The organism is Peribacillus sp. NPDC058075 (genome assembly GCF_042885195.1).
GTDB lineage: Bacteria > Bacillota > Bacilli > Bacillales > DSM-1321 > Peribacillus.
In genome coordinates, this window is record NZ_JBHVSL010000001.1 from 98,020 (window position 1) to 115,193 (window position 17,174).

Annotated in this window: 15 protein-coding genes; 11 read left to right on the top strand and 4 right to left on the bottom strand. The window is 40.6% G+C overall.

What is annotated here, in order from left to right; translation table 11 throughout:
• Nucleotides 1-304 precede the first annotated feature (304 nt).
• Nucleotides 305-973 carry a B3/B4 domain-containing protein gene (locus tag ACFVS1_RS00545; protein WP_387544657.1) on the bottom strand — a complete coding sequence of 223 codons (669 nt, stop codon included), beginning with the start codon at nt 971-973 and terminating at the stop codon, nt 305-307.
• Between the two features lie 106 nt (nt 974-1,079).
• On the opposite strand from ACFVS1_RS00545, the gene queG reads away from it, so the two are divergent.
• The 8 genes from queG to ACFVS1_RS00585 all read left to right on the top strand — a co-directional run bounded on the left by queG (nt 1,080) and on the right by ACFVS1_RS00585 (nt 8,707).
• A complete protein-coding gene (queG, locus tag ACFVS1_RS00550; RefSeq protein ID WP_387544658.1) occupies nt 1,080-2,219 on the top strand; it encodes a tRNA epoxyqueuosine(34) reductase QueG in 1,140 nt (379 codons plus the stop codon).
• A gap of 180 nt (nt 2,220-2,399) precedes the next feature.
• Nucleotides 2,400-3,257, top strand: coding sequence for an amidase domain-containing protein (locus ACFVS1_RS00555; protein ID WP_387544659.1), 858 nt, complete (start codon nt 2,400-2,402; stop codon nt 3,255-3,257).
• 66 nt (nt 3,258-3,323) lie between these two features.
• Complete coding sequence (gene trmL, locus ACFVS1_RS00560; protein WP_352925742.1) at nt 3,324-3,812, top strand: tRNA (uridine(34)/cytosine(34)/5-carboxymethylaminomethyluridine(34)-2'-O)-methyltransferase TrmL; 489 nt, start codon at nt 3,324-3,326, stop codon at nt 3,810-3,812.
• 71 nt (nt 3,813-3,883) lie between these two features.
• A complete protein-coding gene (nfsA, locus tag ACFVS1_RS00565) occupies nt 3,884-4,633 on the top strand; it encodes an oxygen-insensitive NADPH nitroreductase (RefSeq protein ID WP_387544660.1) in 750 nt (249 codons plus the stop codon).
• Between the two features lie 272 nt (nt 4,634-4,905).
• Complete coding sequence (locus tag ACFVS1_RS00570) at nt 4,906-5,754, top strand: ABC transporter ATP-binding protein (RefSeq protein WP_352925746.1); 849 nt, start codon at nt 4,906-4,908, stop codon at nt 5,752-5,754.
• Entirely contained in the window at nt 5,705-6,625 is a 921-nt protein-coding gene (locus tag ACFVS1_RS00575) for an iron-hydroxamate ABC transporter substrate-binding protein (protein ID WP_387544661.1), read from the top strand. Before ACFVS1_RS00570 ends, ACFVS1_RS00575 begins: the two co-directional genes overlap by 50 nt.
• A 67-nt stretch (nt 6,626-6,692) precedes the next feature.
• On the top strand, nt 6,693-7,703 hold the full coding sequence (locus tag ACFVS1_RS00580) for a FecCD family ABC transporter permease (RefSeq protein ID WP_352925750.1): 1,011 nt from the start codon (nt 6,693-6,695) through the stop codon (nt 7,701-7,703).
• Nucleotides 7,700-8,707: a FecCD family ABC transporter permease gene (locus ACFVS1_RS00585; protein ID WP_387544663.1), complete on the top strand. Its 1,008-nt coding sequence runs from the start codon at nt 7,700-7,702 to the stop codon at nt 8,705-8,707. Before ACFVS1_RS00580 ends, ACFVS1_RS00585 begins: the two co-directional genes overlap by 4 nt.
• An 81-nt stretch (nt 8,708-8,788) precedes the next feature.
• On the opposite strand, the gene ACFVS1_RS00590 is transcribed toward ACFVS1_RS00585, so the two are convergent.
• A complete protein-coding gene (locus ACFVS1_RS00590) occupies nt 8,789-9,736 on the bottom strand; it encodes a response regulator (RefSeq protein WP_387544664.1) in 948 nt (315 codons plus the stop codon).
• Between the two features lie 4 nt (nt 9,737-9,740).
• Nucleotides 9,741-11,000 (bottom strand): ATP-binding protein, encoded by a 1,260-nt coding sequence (locus tag ACFVS1_RS00595; RefSeq protein ID WP_352926016.1) that lies wholly within the window; start codon nt 10,998-11,000, stop codon nt 9,741-9,743.
• A 434-nt stretch (nt 11,001-11,434) separates the two neighbouring features.
• On the opposite strand from ACFVS1_RS00595, the gene ACFVS1_RS00600 reads away from it, so the two are divergent.
• The 3 genes from ACFVS1_RS00600 (at nt 11,435) to ACFVS1_RS00610 (ending at nt 16,610) form a co-directional block, all read left to right on the top strand.
• Nucleotides 11,435-12,424, top strand: a complete 990-nt coding sequence (locus ACFVS1_RS00600; RefSeq protein ID WP_352926017.1) for a glutaminase — start codon at nt 11,435-11,437, stop codon at nt 12,422-12,424.
• 185 nt (nt 12,425-12,609) lie between these two features.
• Nucleotides 12,610-14,244, top strand: a complete 1,635-nt coding sequence (locus tag ACFVS1_RS00605; protein ID WP_387544665.1) for a glutamate/serine transporter AimA — start codon at nt 12,610-12,612, stop codon at nt 14,242-14,244.
• A gap of 470 nt (nt 14,245-14,714) precedes the next feature.
• Nucleotides 14,715-16,610, top strand: coding sequence for a PrkA family serine protein kinase (locus ACFVS1_RS00610; protein ID WP_352925758.1), 1,896 nt, complete (start codon nt 14,715-14,717; stop codon nt 16,608-16,610).
• Between the two features lie 160 nt (nt 16,611-16,770).
• On the opposite strand, the gene ACFVS1_RS00615 is transcribed toward ACFVS1_RS00610, so the two are convergent.
• Entirely contained in the window at nt 16,771-16,980 is a 210-nt protein-coding gene (locus ACFVS1_RS00615) for a hypothetical protein (RefSeq protein WP_241589380.1), read from the bottom strand.
• Nucleotides 16,981-17,174: the final 194 nt, after the last annotated feature.

The following is a 17,174-nucleotide window of genomic DNA, read 5'->3' on the forward strand; positions in this document are numbered from 1 at the left end:
GACACTCCTGCCGAATAACTGGCTAGTCGAGACCCCACAGGCGCTTGCGCCGAGGAGGCTTGGCAGACAGTCGGCGGAAAGGGAACAGATTTCTGGAATCAACTGAAATATTATTAAGAAAAAAATGTAGGCTGGACTCATCCGATCCAAGTTTAAGACTAGGTAATCCTTTTATCGCCTTTATTCAGGGGATGGATCGATCGGTTGAATAAAAGGATATTATGGCACTGGTTTTATTTATTGGAAAAATCATAAAAAGACCCCTTCCGATTCTGGAAAGGGTTTATTTTCGTTCAATTTTTAATTATCCTTCTACAATCGAGTAAGTCCCTTCACCACCATGGATTTCAAGGAACATGTCCATCAGGGATTTCGTTAGCTGATCTGCTTCCATGATTGGAGTATTGGGCTGTAAATAAATGATTTGGATGGCCTTTTTCGATTCCTCAGTGACTTTCGTGCGTTCTGAATCAACGTAAGGACTTCCGAATGCACCCACATGATCGGCTGATGTTATCATATTTTCCATGGAATTCAAGCGGCCGTTCAAACCTTCATAACCATCTGATGCCTCGCCGATCTTAATCGAGATGTTCCCTGATAATTTTTCCGCATCATAAATGCCGATCGGAACTTCATATAACAGCGAGAAGAAGTTATTTAAATCGATGGCTGAATGGATGGGTGTCAAGTAATTCTGTTTTTTTATGCGTCGGTAAAGGGCTTCCACGGAGGGGCGGTACCGTGACGGATTTGTTCCTGTAGCCTTGAAAATCTCCCGCCACACTTTAATGCCGGAAAAGTCGGTCAATTCCTTTTCTTCAAGGTCAAAGAAAAGAGCTTCCTGAAATAGTTGAAGTCTTCCTTTCACCATTTGCGGGGAGGGACCTACTTCGATGTTGTCATATGTAATGATCCCCACTTTGAATTGAGGGATTTTACTGCTAAGATTAGCTGATACGGTAATTTCCAACCGTTTCACCTCCAAAAATGATTGCAATTAGTTTATCATAGATAGCAATGGTTTGAAAAAGATTCAAGCTTTCAATGGGAATACTGAATGAACGTAGGTGATTAATATGGATATGAACACATTCAAGCAAGAAGTGATTTTATATAGTAAGGAAATCGGCATCGATAAAATCGGCTTTACATCGGCCACGGCCTTTACCGAATTGAAAGGTCGGTTGATACGTCAACAGGAGCTGGATTATCAGTCAGGTTTTGAAGAAGCCGATATAGAAAAAAGGGTAAGGCCAGAATTGATATTCGATAAACCGCAATCCATCATTTCGATTGCGCTTGCTTATCCTTCGAAATTGAAGGATGCTCCGCAAAGTACAAAAAGTGAGCGCCGGGGGATCTTTTGCCGGGCGTCTTGGGGAACGGATTATCATACCGTTCTTCGTAATAAATTGCAGTTACTTGAGGATTTCATTAAAGATAAAGTGCCAGGGGCAATGATGAAGTCCATGGTCGATACGGGAGAATTATCAGATAGGGCAGTGGCTGAGCGTGCAGGTATTGGCTGGAGTGCAAAAAACAGTATGATCATCACACCGGAATTCGGGTCTTATGTGTACTTGGGGGACATGATAACCAACCTGCCATTTGAACCGGATCAACCGATGGAAAATCAGTGCGGGACTTGCAATAAATGTGTCGATGTTTGTCCGACTGGTGCGCTCGTTCAGGGCGGGCAACTAAATTCCAAGCGTTGTATTGCATTCTTAACGCAGACAAAAGGTTTCCTTCCGGATGAGTTCAGGACGAAAATAGGCAATCGTTTGTATGGGTGTGATACATGCCAGACCGTTTGTCCGAAAAATAAAGGAATGGATTTTCATTTTCATGAAGAGATGGAACCCGACCCGGAGCTGGCGAAACCGTTGTTAAAACCATTGCTTACGATTTCAAATCGGGACTTCAAAGAGACATACGGCCATGTATCTGGCTCGTGGCGCGGTAAAAAACCAATCCAACGAAATGCCATTTTAGCATTGGCCCATTTCAAAGATGAAACGGCATTGCCTCAATTGATACAGGTCATGAAAGATGATCCGCGGCCTGTCATCAGGGGGACGGCGGCCTGGGCAGTTGGGAAAATTGGCCGGGAGCAGGCTGTTTCCGCATTGGAAGAAGCACGAATGAAGGAAACGGATGAAGAGGTACTGGCGGAAATTGAGAAAGGACTGCAGTTTACCTTGGAAACAAAATGATATCTAAAATGCAGCCGCCCGGTAAATAGTAACGGGGCGGCTTTATTTGGCTTAAAATATATCGTTACCTTCGAGGAAGCCTTTTTAAAAGTTGAAACTCCCACATTTTATGAAATTGTGTTTTTGTCCATGCCTTCATACATACACATTAGCATAGATGGTAAGAAGGAGGGCATGAACTTGAGGGAACAATTGCAACGCCTTTTACAAGAAAGAGTGGAGTTTTATACTTCCGATGATCTAGAACGGGGTGAAAGGAAGTTACATTTGAAGAAGGAAGTGATGAGGAACCGTGCTGCGGAAATTGTTCGGGTGAATGCGGCAGGTAAGGTACATTCGAAAAGAAAGGAAGACAATGATACAGTTCTGACATATCATGTGCACCTGCAATATTTATTGAAACAGGAGGATTCATTTTATATAGAAGAAGAAATGGAAGAAAGGGAGGCCCGGTTTCGAAATGGGTATATAGTGGATGAACATGAGCTGTTTCCCAGCTTTGAAACCGAAGAGGCACCGCCAAAATGTGATCCAGGCGCAGATCGTCTCGCATATAAGTATGATCGAATGAAGGCCGTCCAATATGCCGAGCGTTGGTGGAACGAATTCAATCCCGCTTATCATAAATTCACTGATGATTGTACGAATTACATTTCTCAATGTTTACATGCGGGAGGAATTCCGATGTGGGGGGCGCCAAACAAAAGTAAGGGCTGGTGGATAAGAGGGAAAAGCTGGAGTTATACATGGACGACGGCCCATTCTTTATATCATCTGCTTAAAGCCGGGAATGCCATCAGGACAAAGCAGGTCGAGTCGGCCAAGGAATTGAATTTGGGTGATATCCTCTGCATAGATTTCGAAGGGGACGGACGGTTTGATCATAACTTGATCGTAACGGCGAAGGATCAGGACGGGATGCCGCTTGTGAATGCACATACGATGAACAGCCGTCACCGGTATTGGACATATGAGGATTCAACCAGATACACACCGAACATCGTTTATAAATTCTTTGTGATTTTGGATGGAGGGTGATTGGTTTTTAGTCTTTTTGTTTAATGCTATAATTAAGGTGAAGTTCAAACTAGAGGTGAAAATGAAGTGTCAATACATGTAGTTTTATATCAACCACAGATTCCAGCAAATACAGGAAATATCGCAAGAACGTGTGCAGGGACGGATACGTCTTTACATCTCATTCGCCCGCTCGGTTTCTCGACGGATGACAAACAGCTCAAACGGGCTGGGCTCGATTACTGGGAGAATGTAAAGATCCATTATTATGATTCGTTAGAAGAGTTTTATGAAAGAAATGCCGGCGGCGAATTTTATTACTTGACGAAATTTGGAGAGCAGCCCCATTCCAGCTTCGATTACAGTGATCAAGACAGTGAGATATTCTTCATTTTTGGCCGTGAAACGACGGGTCTCCCGAAAGATCTGATCCAAGAAAATATGGATCGGTGCCTGCGGATTCCAATGACGGATAAAGTACGTTCCCTTAATCTGTCGAACACGGCAGCCATCTTGGTATATGAAGCACTTAGACAGCAAAATTACCGTGATTTGGATTTGAAAACAAAAGGTTGAATTTCATCAATACTATCATCGGGCGCATATCAGCCCCGATGATGGATACATATTCTTTAGGGGTGGGAGCATTGAATAACTTTATTGAGAAGATTTTAGATCACCGTTCCATACGTTCTTTTGAGGACAAGTTGTTGTCTGATGAGCAAATTCATACGATTGTTGAATGTGCCCAAGCTGCATCGACTTCAAGTTATATTCAAGCGTATTCAATCATCGGGGTAACCGATCCGGAAAAGAAAGCCAAGCTTGCTGAACTTGCCGGACCACAAGCATATGTAGAGAAGAATGGACATCTATTCGTCTTTTGTGCCGATTTATATCGTCAGGATATGGTTTCCGAAATGGAAAACACTGACTTGTCCGAATCAATTGAAAGTACCGAGAAGTTCATGGTTGCCTGTATTGACGCTGCTCTTGCGGCTCAAAATGCGGCTTTGGCAGCAGAATCGATGGATCTTGGCATTTGCTATATAGGCGGGATCCGCAATAATCTCCCGGAAGTGTCAGCGATTTTGAATATACCGCATCGCGTTATGCCATTATTCGGTCTAGTGGTCGGATATCCGAAAAACCGTTCGGATAAAAAGCCGCGTTTGCCGCTTGCCAATATCTATCATGAAAATGGATATCAGGAGGATAGGCAAGAGTTCATCGGACAACTTGAAGAGTATAATGAAACGATTTCCAGCTATTACGAGCAACGGACTAAAGGTAAACGAAAAGACACCTGGACCGGGCAAATGGTTGGAATGCTTGGAAAGAAAAGCAGGTTGTACATGAAAGATTATGTTGAGAAGCAAGGATTTAAGAAACATTGATTGTGCCCTTCCCATAAGGGACATCTTCCAAAGTCCTGAGTATCGACCTAGCAGTAAAGATCCCGGAAACATTTCCGGGATCTTTCCTGTGTTCATTTGTCAGTCGGTAATACGGACCGGCCCAAAAAACTGTCAGGATTTCATCTTATATGCCATGAAATTACCATTGACAATATATTTAGATAGAATTATAGTAATTAAGTAGTGGATAATGATAATCATTTTCATTTGAGTTTTTACTTACCTATTTTTCCGTAAATGGAGGTTGAAAAATGGTTCGCCTATATACAGAGGATTTGAATATTAGTTATGGTGAACGTTTAATTGTAAAAGATCTCAGTGTGGAAATTCCAGATAAAAAAATCACGACGATCATCGGTTCAAATGGATGTGGGAAATCGACACTTTTGAAAGCGATCACCAGGATCATACCAAATCAATCAGGTACGGTTGTTTTAGATGGGGTGAATATTTCAAAAGAAAGCACTAAGATCCTTGCAAGAAAAATGGCCATACTTCCGCAGACACCCGAGAGTGCAAGCGGATTGACGGTTGGGGAGCTCGTATCATATGGGCGCTTTCCCTATCAAAAAGGTTTTGGGCGCCTGACCCAAAAAGACTATGATGTAATTGATTGGGCACTTGAAGTGACCGGTACGAAAGACTTCAAGTTCCGTCCGGTGGATGCTCTATCAGGAGGTCAGCGCCAGCGTGTTTGGATTGCCATGGCCCTTGCCCAGGAAACGGAAATCATCTTCCTTGATGAGCCGACCACCTATTTGGATATGGCGCATCAGCTGGAGGTTTTAGAATTATTACAAAGGCTGAATGTAGAACAGGGACGTACAATTGTCATGGTTCTTCATGATTTAAACCAAGCTGCACGCTTTGCCGACTATATCATTGCCTTAAAGGACGGGGAAATAGTCAAAGCAGGAGATTGTGAAGAAGTCATCACTCATGAAGTGCTTAAGGAAGTATTCCATATTGATGCGGTAATTGGACGAGATCAACGAACGAACAAACCAATGTGCAGCACATACAATTTACTAAAAGGAGATTTGACAACAAATGAAAAAGATAATGATCCCGTTTATACTGCTGTTAGTGTTAATTATTAGCGCTTGTGGTAACGAGTCAGCCAAAAAAGAAAAAAGCCCGGCTTCCAAAAAGGAAGAATCAGGTACCATCACCTATCAATCTGAAAATGGTCCTGTTGAAGTTCCGGCAGATCCTCAGCGTGTTTTAGTACTATCATCTTTCGCAGGTAACGTAATGGCTTTGGATGTTAACCTTGTAGGGGTTGATTCCTGGTCTAAAATGAATCCGAATTTTAAAGAGTTAAAAGATGTTGAAGAAGTGACGGACGAAAACCTGGAAAAGATCATCGAGTTGAATCCGGATTTAATCATTGGTTTATCCACGATTAAAAATGTCGATAAATTAAAGGAAATTGCTCCAACCGTAACATATACATACGGAAAAGTTGACTATTTAACACAACATGTAGAAATCGGTAAACTTTTGAATAAAGAAAAAGAAGCTCAAGCATGGGTGGATGATTTCAAAAAAAGGGCAAAAACAACTGGTGATGAAATTAAAGCCAAAATTGGAGAAGATGCTACCGTTTCCGTTTTCGAAAAGTTTGACAAACAGTTCTATGTATACGGTGATAATTGGGGACGTGGAACGGAAATCCTTTATCAAGAAATGAAATTGGGTATGCCTGAAAAGGTAAAAGAAGTGGCGCTGAAAGATGGTTACTTTGCCTTATCATTAGAAGTCCTTAAAGACTATGCCGGTGATTATGTGATTTTGAGCAATAACAAAGATCAGGACAATTCATTCCAACAAACTGACACGTTTAAAAACATACCTGCCGTTAAAAACAATAAACTATATGAAGCTGATGCAAAAAAATTCTACTTCAATGATCCAATAACATTAGATTACCAATTAGACTTCTTTTCCAAAAGTTTTCTTGGAAAATAATACAGCGAGGGAGAGGGATTCCAATTCCTCTCCTTTTATTCTATAAAAAAAGAGATGAGAGAGACAGATGACTAATGAAAATCAACGTTTCATCCCATTTATAAGTAAACTGATCATAGCGATCGTCGCCTTTATAGGCATGTTCATTATTTCAATGGCATTTGGTGCGGCTGATGTTACCGTTAAAGACGTTTGGCAAGCACTGACATCAAATGCTGTCGGTGAAAAGCTTTCAATCATCCGGGAAATCCGTTTCCCTCGTGAAGTGGGAGCAATCTTCGTGGGTGCAGCGCTTGCCGTTTCTGGTGCCATCATGCAGGGGATGACCAGGAATCCACTTGCCGATCCGGGGTTGCTTGGATTGACGGCAGGAGCCAATGCAGGTCTCGCCATTACTTTGGCATTTATTCCAAATGCTAATAATTTAGGGATCATGATTGCGTGTTTTATAGGTTCCGCTGTCGGGGCAACCATGGTTTTCGGAATCGGGGCGATCAAAAAGGGAGGATTTTCACCATTAAGGATCGTATTGGCTGGTGCTGCAGTCTCTGCATTCCTATTTGCCGTTTCGCAAGGGGTGGGCATTTATTTCAAGGTATCAAAAGATGTTTCGATGTGGACAGCTGGCGGGAATATCGGAACTTCGTGGGAGCAGCTTCGCGTAATCGTGCCGTTCATTTTAATAGGCATCCTGATTTCCCTTATCTTTTCCAGACAGCTCACCATACTTAGCTTAAGTGAAGAAGTGGCGGTAGGCTTAGGGCAAAAGACAACACAAATAAAGGCGGTCCTTTTCGTAGTCATCATTCTCCTGGCAGGAGCTGCCGTTGCGCTTGTTGGAAATATGGTGTTCATCGGGTTAATGGTCCCCCATATTGTTCGGGCTATCGTGGGTACGGACTATCGATTCATCCTTCCTATGTCTGCGATTTTGGGAGCCACTTTCATGCTGCTTGCCGATACGATCGGCCGTACCATCAATTCTCCATATGAAACACCTGTGGTAGCGGTTGTTGCGATGATAGGTTTACCTTTCTTCCTCCTAATCGTGCGTAAAGGAGGTAAAGCATTTTCATGATCCACTCAGCTTTAGTCAAAAAACAGCGTTGGATAATAGGTGCATTAACTGCACTCATCATCATTACGATCATTATAGGGACGTGTTCGGGATATTCCAATCTTTCTTTAGGGCGACTGTTACCAACGCTCTTCGGGCAAGGGACGTTTAAAGAGGAATTCATATTATTTTCCGTCCGCTTGCCGCGAATCATCATCACCCTTTTAGCAGGCATGGCCCTTGCACTGTCGGGAGCCATTCTGCAAGGGATCACACGTAATGATTTAGCCGATCCAGGAATCATCGGGATCAACTCAGGAGCAGGTGTTGCCATTGCCGCTTTCTTTCTGTTTTTCCCGCTTGACGCTGGTTCGTTTGTTTATATGGTTCCGCTTGTCGGTTTTATCGGAGCGTTACTGACGGCCTGTTTAATATATATCCTCTCATACAAGAGAAAGAGTGGCCTTGAACCCGTTCGGTTAGTGTTGATCGGCGTAGGTTTTTCAATGGCGCTTTCAGGCCTGATGATTGTCCTCATTTCGTCAGCGGAACGAGCGAAGGTCGATTTCATCGCAAAATGGTTGGCGGGAAATATATGGGGCACGGATTGGCCTTTCATTTGGGCAATCATTCCATGGTTAATCATCCTCATTCCATTCACTTTATATAAAGCAAATCGTTTGAATTTGCTGGGTTTAAGTGAACCGGTCGCAATTGGGGTCGGTGTATCGATTGAAAAGGAGCGGATCGTACTGCTGATCACGGCTGTAGCACTGGCAGCGGCAGCCGTTTCTGTTACAGGCGGAATTGCATTCATTGGACTTATGTCCCCGCACATAGCAAAATCCTTGGTAGGACCTCGAAATCAACTATTCATTCCGGTTGCCATTTTAATCGGTGGATGGCTATTGCTGCTTGCCGATACGATAGGCCGTAATATAATTGAACCCGAGGGGATTCCTGCAGGTATCATGGTCGCATTGATCGGTGCTCCTTATTTCATGTATTTATTGTTGAAAAAATAACAATTTGCTAAAAAATCCCCTGAATGATTTCAGGGGATTTTATGTTTTTGAGTGCTACCGCAGTTTTTTGTTTTAATAGAGTTATCTATATCTATTTATTTCATCAGGATTCAATCGTTTCGCTTCGAAATAAAATACTTGAATAAACTTTTTTGTATTTACCCGGGTAGGTGTAAGAACTAATGTTGAATCATTTTGCAGTTCTTTCATCTTTTGGCGAACGACTGTGAAATCGAAAAATTTGGAAGCGTAATTTTCAAACTTCGGATTTGAAAAATCCGTTAAACCGAGCGAAGCAAAATGATTTAACGAATGGTTAATCGTTCTGCGTATCCGCTGTTCGGAAGCTTTTATTTCCCGATTGATATCAGCCTGCAAAGCGGCTGTGCCGAGCTTTTTTTTGGTGATTTCTACAAAGATATCTTTAAGGGTGGGGAATTGCTTTCCAAAAGTAAAAGTCCTTTCATACATAAATAAATATTGAAGCATCTCCATTAAATCTTTTGCGCCATTTTCTCCAACGATCCCTAATTCCGATAGTAGGAATTCACCTACCTCACTTATACTTTTTTCATTAAAATTAATGGATTTATCAACTTTTGGCTGTTCAAAATTCAATACACTATTCAAAGAGGCTTGAATAGTTGTGATCGATCTTTCTAAATGAATTCGTTCCATAACTTTTCGGATAACTGTTACTATCTCAATACGATTAATTGGTTTAGTAATATAATAATCAATTCCAAGTGAGTATGCCTCACCAATCAGCTCCTTTGATTCAACCTGCGAAATCATTATTATTTTCCCGTTAAATGTATTTTTTATATGACGAAGTGTCTCAATGCCATCCCGGATGGGCATTAATAAGTCAATAAATAAAATATCAATTTGTTTCAAATTCAAAATATGTCCTTCTAATAGGCTTCCATCTTCGGCTTCCTCCACCACTTCTCCTAAATCTTCGTTCTCTATAATTTGGCTTAAGTTTGACCGTATGGCACAATCATCATCTGTTATAAAAAAACGCATGGAATCATCCTCTCTGGATCAACTTTTGAATGGGTAATTTTATTGAAAAAACGGCGCCGTTAAAACTATTCTCAAACAGGATATCCCCTCCCAGTTCTTTTACGACCTCTTTAACATATGAGAGACCAATCCCTGTTGAAGGTGTCCCGAAATGATCATATTTTGAAGTGAACCCAGGTTTGAATATGACAGTCTGATATTTTTGAGGAATTCCAGGTCCAGTGTCAGCAACTTTAAATTCTACATTGTCATGAACTTCACACAAACTTAAACGGACGATTCCCTTTTCTTTAATTGCTTCAACTGCATTTGCGACTAAATTATTGAAAAGAGATAACACGGTATACACATGATAATGTGAATCATTTCCATCCAATGAATATTCAAATTGTATATCCTTTCCTAGTGATAAGGCATATTTTTCATTAATTCGGATAATTAAATGAAAAAGTTCAGCAGCATCCATATAATCTTTAAAACTCTCATTGGAAATCAATTTGGAGAGACCAGCAAAAATCCGTTGATTATCTTTCTTGACTTCATGCATTTCACCCGCGATGCGCAATGCTTTTTGACTATATGGCTCTGTATAAACATGAGGCTGCTTTTCCTTTTTTTCCAGAGCTTTTAAATCTCGATACAAATCATACGATTTCTTTGTAATATTCTCAGCATTATTTAATGTTTTTTTTAAATGAATCGTTTCCTCATATAAGTTGGAAATGAGCATCAGCATATGTTCATTTTGTTTTCTGATTTGTCTTTCCTTTGATTGTGCTTCATAAAGTTTCAACATATTAAAAAAACTTAAAACGATAAAACTGTGGGCGAATGCGATCATGATCATCTCGTTCAGTGAACCTAGCGTAATGGTTGTTTCCAATACAATATATTGAAAGATCAATTCTACAGAGTCGGAAAATATTTCGATAATGAGACCAATAAATCCAATAATTAAAGATCGGTTTTGAAAGCGATTGATTTTCACTAAATAAAAAAGAAAGCAGTAGGTGAAATAAAAGAAAAAACTTGGATAATGAACATGGAATGCGGAAGCCCAGGAAAAACTATCATGCATGAAAAAATCTATAAGAATACGAAATGCCACAACCATTGTTCCTGTCAGAAAGCCCGAAAGAATGGCAGGTGTTTTCTGTAATAATAGTAAAAAAAAGAAAAGTACAGGCGGACCAAAGCTTACCCGAAACGTTTCATTTAAAGGATAAAAACTCAATTCGCCTGCTAATGGCACTGTTAACAGCATCAAAGCAAGAATATTGACCTCTTTTTTCATTAACGTACTGAGATTCAAGTCGTCACCTCCCAATTTGTTTAAAAAATCAGTATACAGTTTCATCGGCTTCAATACAACGCTTACTTTGTTCCTGAAAGGAACGGCTTAAAACCAATTATCGCAAAACCAATCTTATTTTCTATCCACAAAAAATGGTAACGGAAACGGAACATATGAGATGATTCCGTTTTTTTTAGTGGATTTTTATTTTTTAGATATTGTAGGTTTTCGTATGATTCTGTAGTTCCCAATTTAAAATGAACGGTAGATAGAGATTTTTGAAAGCGCTTAACAATTATTAGAATATTCATTATGTTTTCATCTAATCTATTACAGCATGATGGCATTCGGTAAAACGCTCATTTTGAATAATGATACAACAACTGAAGAGGTGGAAAAATGTGATTGAAGAATTGTCAAAAGAGTATGACATTCACGTTAATGGTCAAAAGCAAGCCGAATTAGATGATTGGGTGGCACATTACAGACCCTATGCTAGTGAAGGGCAAACCGCCAATTATATACCGGCATTGAGGAATGCACACTTATCGCAATTAGGTATTTGCATACTGGAGCCTGGTGGAACAATGATCAAGTCAGGGGATTGGGAAGTCCCCTTCACGCTGCAAAGTATTTCAAAAGTGCTCAGCTTTATAGCCGCATGCTTGGGTTGCGGCATTTCTTATGTGTTAGAGAGGGTCGATGTGGAACCAACTGGAGATGCTTTCAATTCAATTATTCGTTTAGAAATGCATAAGCCGGGAAAGCCGTTTAATCCGATGATAAATGCTGGGGCGATTACTATAGCTTCGCTTCTCCCAGGTGATTCTTCACAAAAGAAATTAGAATTTCTCTATACATTATTCGAAAAATTATTAGGAAAGCGCCCGGTCATCAATGAGGCAGTGTATCTATCTGAGTGGCAAACCTCTCATAGAAATAGAGCCTTGGCTCACTATTTAAAAGAGACGAATTATTTAGAATCGGATGTAGAGGAAGCTTTAGAGGTTTACCTCAAACAATGTTCCATAGAAGTAACCACAGAAGACATAGCCCTGCTTGGGCTGATTCTTGCACAAGATGGATACCATCCCATCCGTAAAGAACAAGTACTCCCCAAAAAAGTGGCTAAGCTGGCTAAAGCATTAATGCTTACTTGTGGTATGTACAATGCTTCGGGTAAATTTGCGGCTTTCGTGGGAGTGCCTGCCAAAAGTGGAGTATCTGGCGGGATCATGGCACTTGTTCCTCCAAGTTCCAGAAGCGGGCTTCCTTTTCAAGATGGATGTGGCATTGGTATATACGGACCTGCCATTGATGAATATGGGAATAGCATAACAGGTGGTATGTTATTGAAACAAATGGCACAGGAATGGGATCTTAGTATTTTCTAAAAGCAGAGAAAAGCAATCTAGGGGACATCCAAATTTTCGCCTTATCCATTGACTAAACTTTAGCAAGAGGTGATGCAATGCAGCAATCACTTTAAGAATCTATTGGACGAACTTGAGACCATTCATAAATCAGTTAAGAACGTCATTATAAAAGAATGAAATTTGGAAAGCATGGTGATGAACATATGAATAATTTGCAGCGAAAGATGGGTACGTTTTCGTTAACGATGGTAGGACTCGGGTCAATTATTGGTTCAGGTTGGTTATTCGGAGCTTGGAGAGCGGCACAGATTGCAGGACCGGCTGCCATTATCTCTTGGATTATCGGGATGGTTGTTATTTTATTTATCGCACTTTCTTACAGTGAATTAGGAGCTATGTTTCCTGAAGCTGGGGGAATGGTAAAATACACGCAGTACTCACATGGCTCGTTTTTAGGGTTTCTTGCAGGTTGGGCAAACTGGATTGCAATTGTTTCTGTAATTCCAGTCGAAGCGATTGCTTCTGTTCAATATATGAGTTCGTGGCCATGGAAATGGGCGGAGTGGACACATGGTTTAGTGGAAAATGGGAGTCTTACTGGGGGAGGCTTGGCAATTGCCTCTGCATTATTGGTCGTTTACTTTTTATTGAATTACTGGACAGTTAGTTTGTTTTCAAAAGCAAATTCATTTATTACAGTCTTTAAGGTTATTATACCTGGACTTACGATTGGCTCACTTTTATTTGCCGGTTTTCATGGTTCCAATTTTACTTCTGCAGGAAGTATCGCTCCCAATGGTTGGGCAAGTGTACTTACTGCTGTAGCAACCTCTGGTATCATCTTTGCTTTTAACGGTTTTCAAAGTCCGATTAACATGGCAGGTGAGGCAAAGAATCCTGGACGTTCGATTCCATTTGCAGTAATAGGCTCCATCTTAATTGCAACGGTTATCTACGTTTTATTACAGGTTGCATTTATTGGAGCCGTTGATCCGTCGATGATTGTGAACGGATGGCAACATTTGAATTTCAATTCACCGTTTGCAGACTTAGCAATTGTTCTAGGCATAAACTGGTTGGTTATCTTACTATACGTTGACGCATTTATTTCTCCTTCCGGGACGGGAATAACATACACGGCGACAACGTCACGAATGCTTTATGGAATGGAAAAGAATAAATATTTGCCAAGCGTGTTTGGAAAACTTCATCCACTTTATGGTATCCCTCGTCAAGCCATGTTTTTTAATCTAGGTGTATCTTTCTTATTTTTATTCATGTTTAGAGGCTGGGGCGTATTGGCAGAGGTTATTTCGGTTGCGACATTAGTCTCTTATATTACAGGTCCAGTTACTGTTATGACATTAAGGCGCACAGGTCGGGATTTATACAGACCATTACGTCTAAAAGGATTAAGCATCATTGCACCGCTTGGTTTTGTTTTCGCTTCTTTGGTTTTATATTGGGCAAGATGGCCACTGACGGGACAAGTATTATTTATCATTATGATTGGTCTTCCCGTTTATTTCTATTATCAAGCAAAAATCAATTGGAAGGGATTCCGTCAAAACTTCTTGGCAGGGCTTTGGATGGTTGTCTACTTACTCTGTATGATGACCATTTCATACTTAGGCAGTGAAAAGTTTGGTGGACTGAACATAATCCCATTTGGTTGGGATATGGTCATCATAGCATGCTTATCGCTAGGGTTTTATAGTTGGGCAATAAAGAGTGGTTTCCAAACAGAATATTTGGAACAAGGACAAAAAGTAAATGAAGACTTGAAATCGATGGAGAATAACATTGCAGCCCTCACAGATAAAAAGGACGCTGTATAAATGGTGTAGCCACTTCATTGATTGGCATGCGCTAACTATTAATATCGATGAAGGGTGAAAAAAAGGGGACGGCAAATTTAATTTGCTGTCCCCTTTTTGGAATTTAAGAAAGGCTGTTATTTTTTTATTTCACACCTGGTTTATCATTATACCCGGCAGTGAAGATAGCGGCTAAAAATGTAATAGTAACCCCAACGATAATAACTGTGCCCATGCTGTGACCTCCCTTTACCCATAATGTCCCACTTAAGTATAGGCTTAGTATACCCTAATTTTTAGCAGGAGTGCACACAATTTTTCTTGTCAGCATAATTGTCTTCAATTCTTCAATGATTAAGCCTTTTTCGATATATGGAGACACAAGCGCAATTCGAAACAATGGCCGGCGACTTTTTAAAGTCTGACATGTTTGTCAGACTTGGAGCATAGATTTAAGTATTCTCTGAAAGTGACAGGGGGAGGTTCCTTAAATGGATATTTTAAAGAAAATCGAAAAATTTAGAGAAGATGAACAGAAGCTGAAGTGGGAAGGCACCTTCGCAGAGTACTTAGAAATATTGAAAGAAACGCCTTTAGTTGCTCAATCTGCTCATTCACGTGTATACAACATGATCAGAGATGCAGGGATAGAGGAAGTAAATGGGACAAAGAAATACAACTTTTTCAGCGGTCAGCTGTTCGGCCTTGAAGATTCATTGGAAAGGCTCATCGAGGAATATTTCCATCCGGCGGCAAAGCGGCTTGATGTCCGTAAGCGGATATTGCTTCTCATGGGTCCGGTATCAGGCGGGAAGTCCACACTCGTTTCCTTACTGAAGCGTGGACTTGAAAATTATTCATTAAAAGACACTGGTGCCATTTATGCAATAAAAGGATGCCCGATGCATGAAGATCCACTGCATCTCATTCCGCAGTATTTACGGGATGATTTTTTTGAAGAATATGGCATTAGGATTGAAGGAAACCTATCGCCGCTGAATGTAATGAGGTTAGAACAGGAGTATGGAAGCAGGATAGAAGATGTGATGGTCGAGCGTATTTTCCTTTCGGAAGATAAGCGTGTAGGAATTGGAACATTCAGTCCTTCTGACCCTAAGTCACAGGATATCGCTGATTTAACGGGCAGCATCGATTTTTCGACCATTGCCGAATACGGATCTGAATCAGATCCGCGGGCCTATCGTTTTGATGGCGAGCTGAACAAGGCGAACCGCGGGATGATGGAGTTCCAGGAGATGCTGAAATGTGATGAAAAGTTCTTATGGCATTTGCTTTCATTGACTCAAGAGGGGAATTTTAAAGCTGGCCGTTTTGCATTGATCAGTGCAGATGAACTCATTGTGGCTCATACGAATGAAACGGAGTATAAATCGTTCATTTCCAATAAGAAAAATGAAGCATTGCATTCCCGTATCATTGTCATGCCGATTCCATATAATCTGAAGGTTACCGAGGAAGAAAAGATTTATGAAAAAATGATCCGTGAAAGTGATGTATCGGATGTTCATATAGCTCCGCATACATTAAGGGTGGCGGCAATCTTCAGCATCATGACACGCCTGAAGGATCCAAAAAAGGGCGATATCGATTTAGTGAAAAAGATGAGGCTTTATGATGGGGAAAATGTCGAAGGATTTAATTCCGCAGACATCAATGAATTGAAAAAAGAATATCAGGACGAAGGCATGAGCGGAATCGATCCGCGTTACGTGATTAACCGAATTTCCTCTACGATCATTCGTAAGGAAAATCCGTCCATTAATGCATTGGATGTACTTATGTCATTAAAAGCAGGTCTTGACCAGCATCCGTCCATTACGAACGAACTTCGGGAGAGGTATTTGAATTTCATTTCACTGGCACGTAAAGAATACGATGCCATTGCAAAAAATGAAGTGCAAAAGGCATTTGTCTATTCATATGAAGAGTCGGCGAAGATCCTCATGGATAATTATCTGGATAATGTCGAAGCATACTGCAACAAATCAAGGCTGCGTGATCCATTGACTGGGGAAGAAATCAATCCAGATGAAAAATTGATGCGCTCGATAGAAGAGCAAATTGGAATTTCCGAGAATGCAAAAAAAGCATTCCGCGAAGAAATATTGATTCGCATTTCTGCATATGCGCGTAAAGGTAAGAGATTCGATTATAATTCCCATGATCGTTTACGGGAAGCGATTCAGAAAAAACTATTCGCGGATTTGAAGGATGTTGTTAAGATCACTACTTCAACGAAGACACCAGACGAAAGGCAACTGAAAAAAGTGAACGAGGTCATCACAAGACTTATCGACGAGCACGGTTATAATTCCACATCAGCCAATGATTTGCTGCGTTATGTTGGCAGCTTGTTAAATCGGTAATCCATACTTTTTTGCCCCTGCCCCTAATTGGGCAGGGGTTTAGGGCTTTTACGAATGTAAAATGAATTCCCTTGAAATCATGCATCTTAATTAAGCGTGATTATGCAAGAGATTAAAGCACCGGGCCCTTCTAAATGAAGGTAGTCCAGGGCTTTGATTTCTATTTAGTTACATGTAAACCATACTGTTCAATAAGTGTAATAAGTTGATTCGGTGATAGTTTTTCTTCGCTATGATCGATTTTAATTTCCCCATCATCAACATCGATGATTGCACGTTCCACACCTTCCGTTTTCAAAAGTATGGACTCAAGATTTAAAATCGGGCCTTCTGACGTTGCTTCCTTTACATAAAGGGTAGTTGTTTGCATATTCTTGCACCTCCTTACATTTGCTCATAATGTCTTATCTATACCCCATATTTCCATGAGATATGTTACGTTTTAGATTTGGAAATATTGGGTATCAATAAGTAGAGGTGATGGCAAATGAGTAAAGAAGAATTGAAAAAAGAACATGTTCCGGAAAATAGCTCCATGGCTAAGGATTATGAAGAGATGAAAGA

Excerpts from the sequence above, each read along its gene's own strand:
- queG (WP_387544658.1), top strand. The coding sequence starts at position 1,080 with ATGGATATGAACACATTCAAGCAAGAAGTGATTTTATATAGTAAGGAA.
- ACFVS1_RS00570 (WP_352925746.1), top strand. The coding sequence starts at position 4,906 with ATGGTTCGCCTATATACAGAGGATTTGAATATTAGTTATGGTGAACGT.
- ACFVS1_RS00575 (WP_387544661.1), top strand. The coding sequence starts at position 5,705 with ATGAAAAAGATAATGATCCCGTTTATACTGCTGTTAGTGTTAATTATT.
- ACFVS1_RS00580 (WP_352925750.1), top strand. The coding sequence starts at position 6,693 with ATGACTAATGAAAATCAACGTTTCATCCCATTTATAAGTAAACTGATC.
- ACFVS1_RS00585 (WP_387544663.1), top strand. The coding sequence starts at position 7,700 with ATGATCCACTCAGCTTTAGTCAAAAAACAGCGTTGGATAATAGGTGCA.
- ACFVS1_RS00590 (WP_387544664.1), bottom strand. The coding sequence starts at position 9,736 with ATGCGTTTTTTTATAACAGATGATGATTGTGCCATACGGTCAAACTTA.
- ACFVS1_RS00595 (WP_352926016.1), bottom strand. The coding sequence starts at position 11,000 with ATGCTGTTAACAGTGCCATTAGCAGGCGAATTGAGTTTTTATCCTTTA.
- ACFVS1_RS00605 (WP_387544665.1), top strand. The coding sequence starts at position 12,610 with ATGAATAATTTGCAGCGAAAGATGGGTACGTTTTCGTTAACGATGGTA.
- ACFVS1_RS00610 (WP_352925758.1), top strand. The coding sequence starts at position 14,715 with ATGGATATTTTAAAGAAAATCGAAAAATTTAGAGAAGATGAACAGAAG.
- ACFVS1_RS00615 (WP_241589380.1), bottom strand. The coding sequence starts at position 16,980 with ATGCAAACAACTACCCTTTATGTAAAGGAAGCAACGTCAGAAGGCCCG.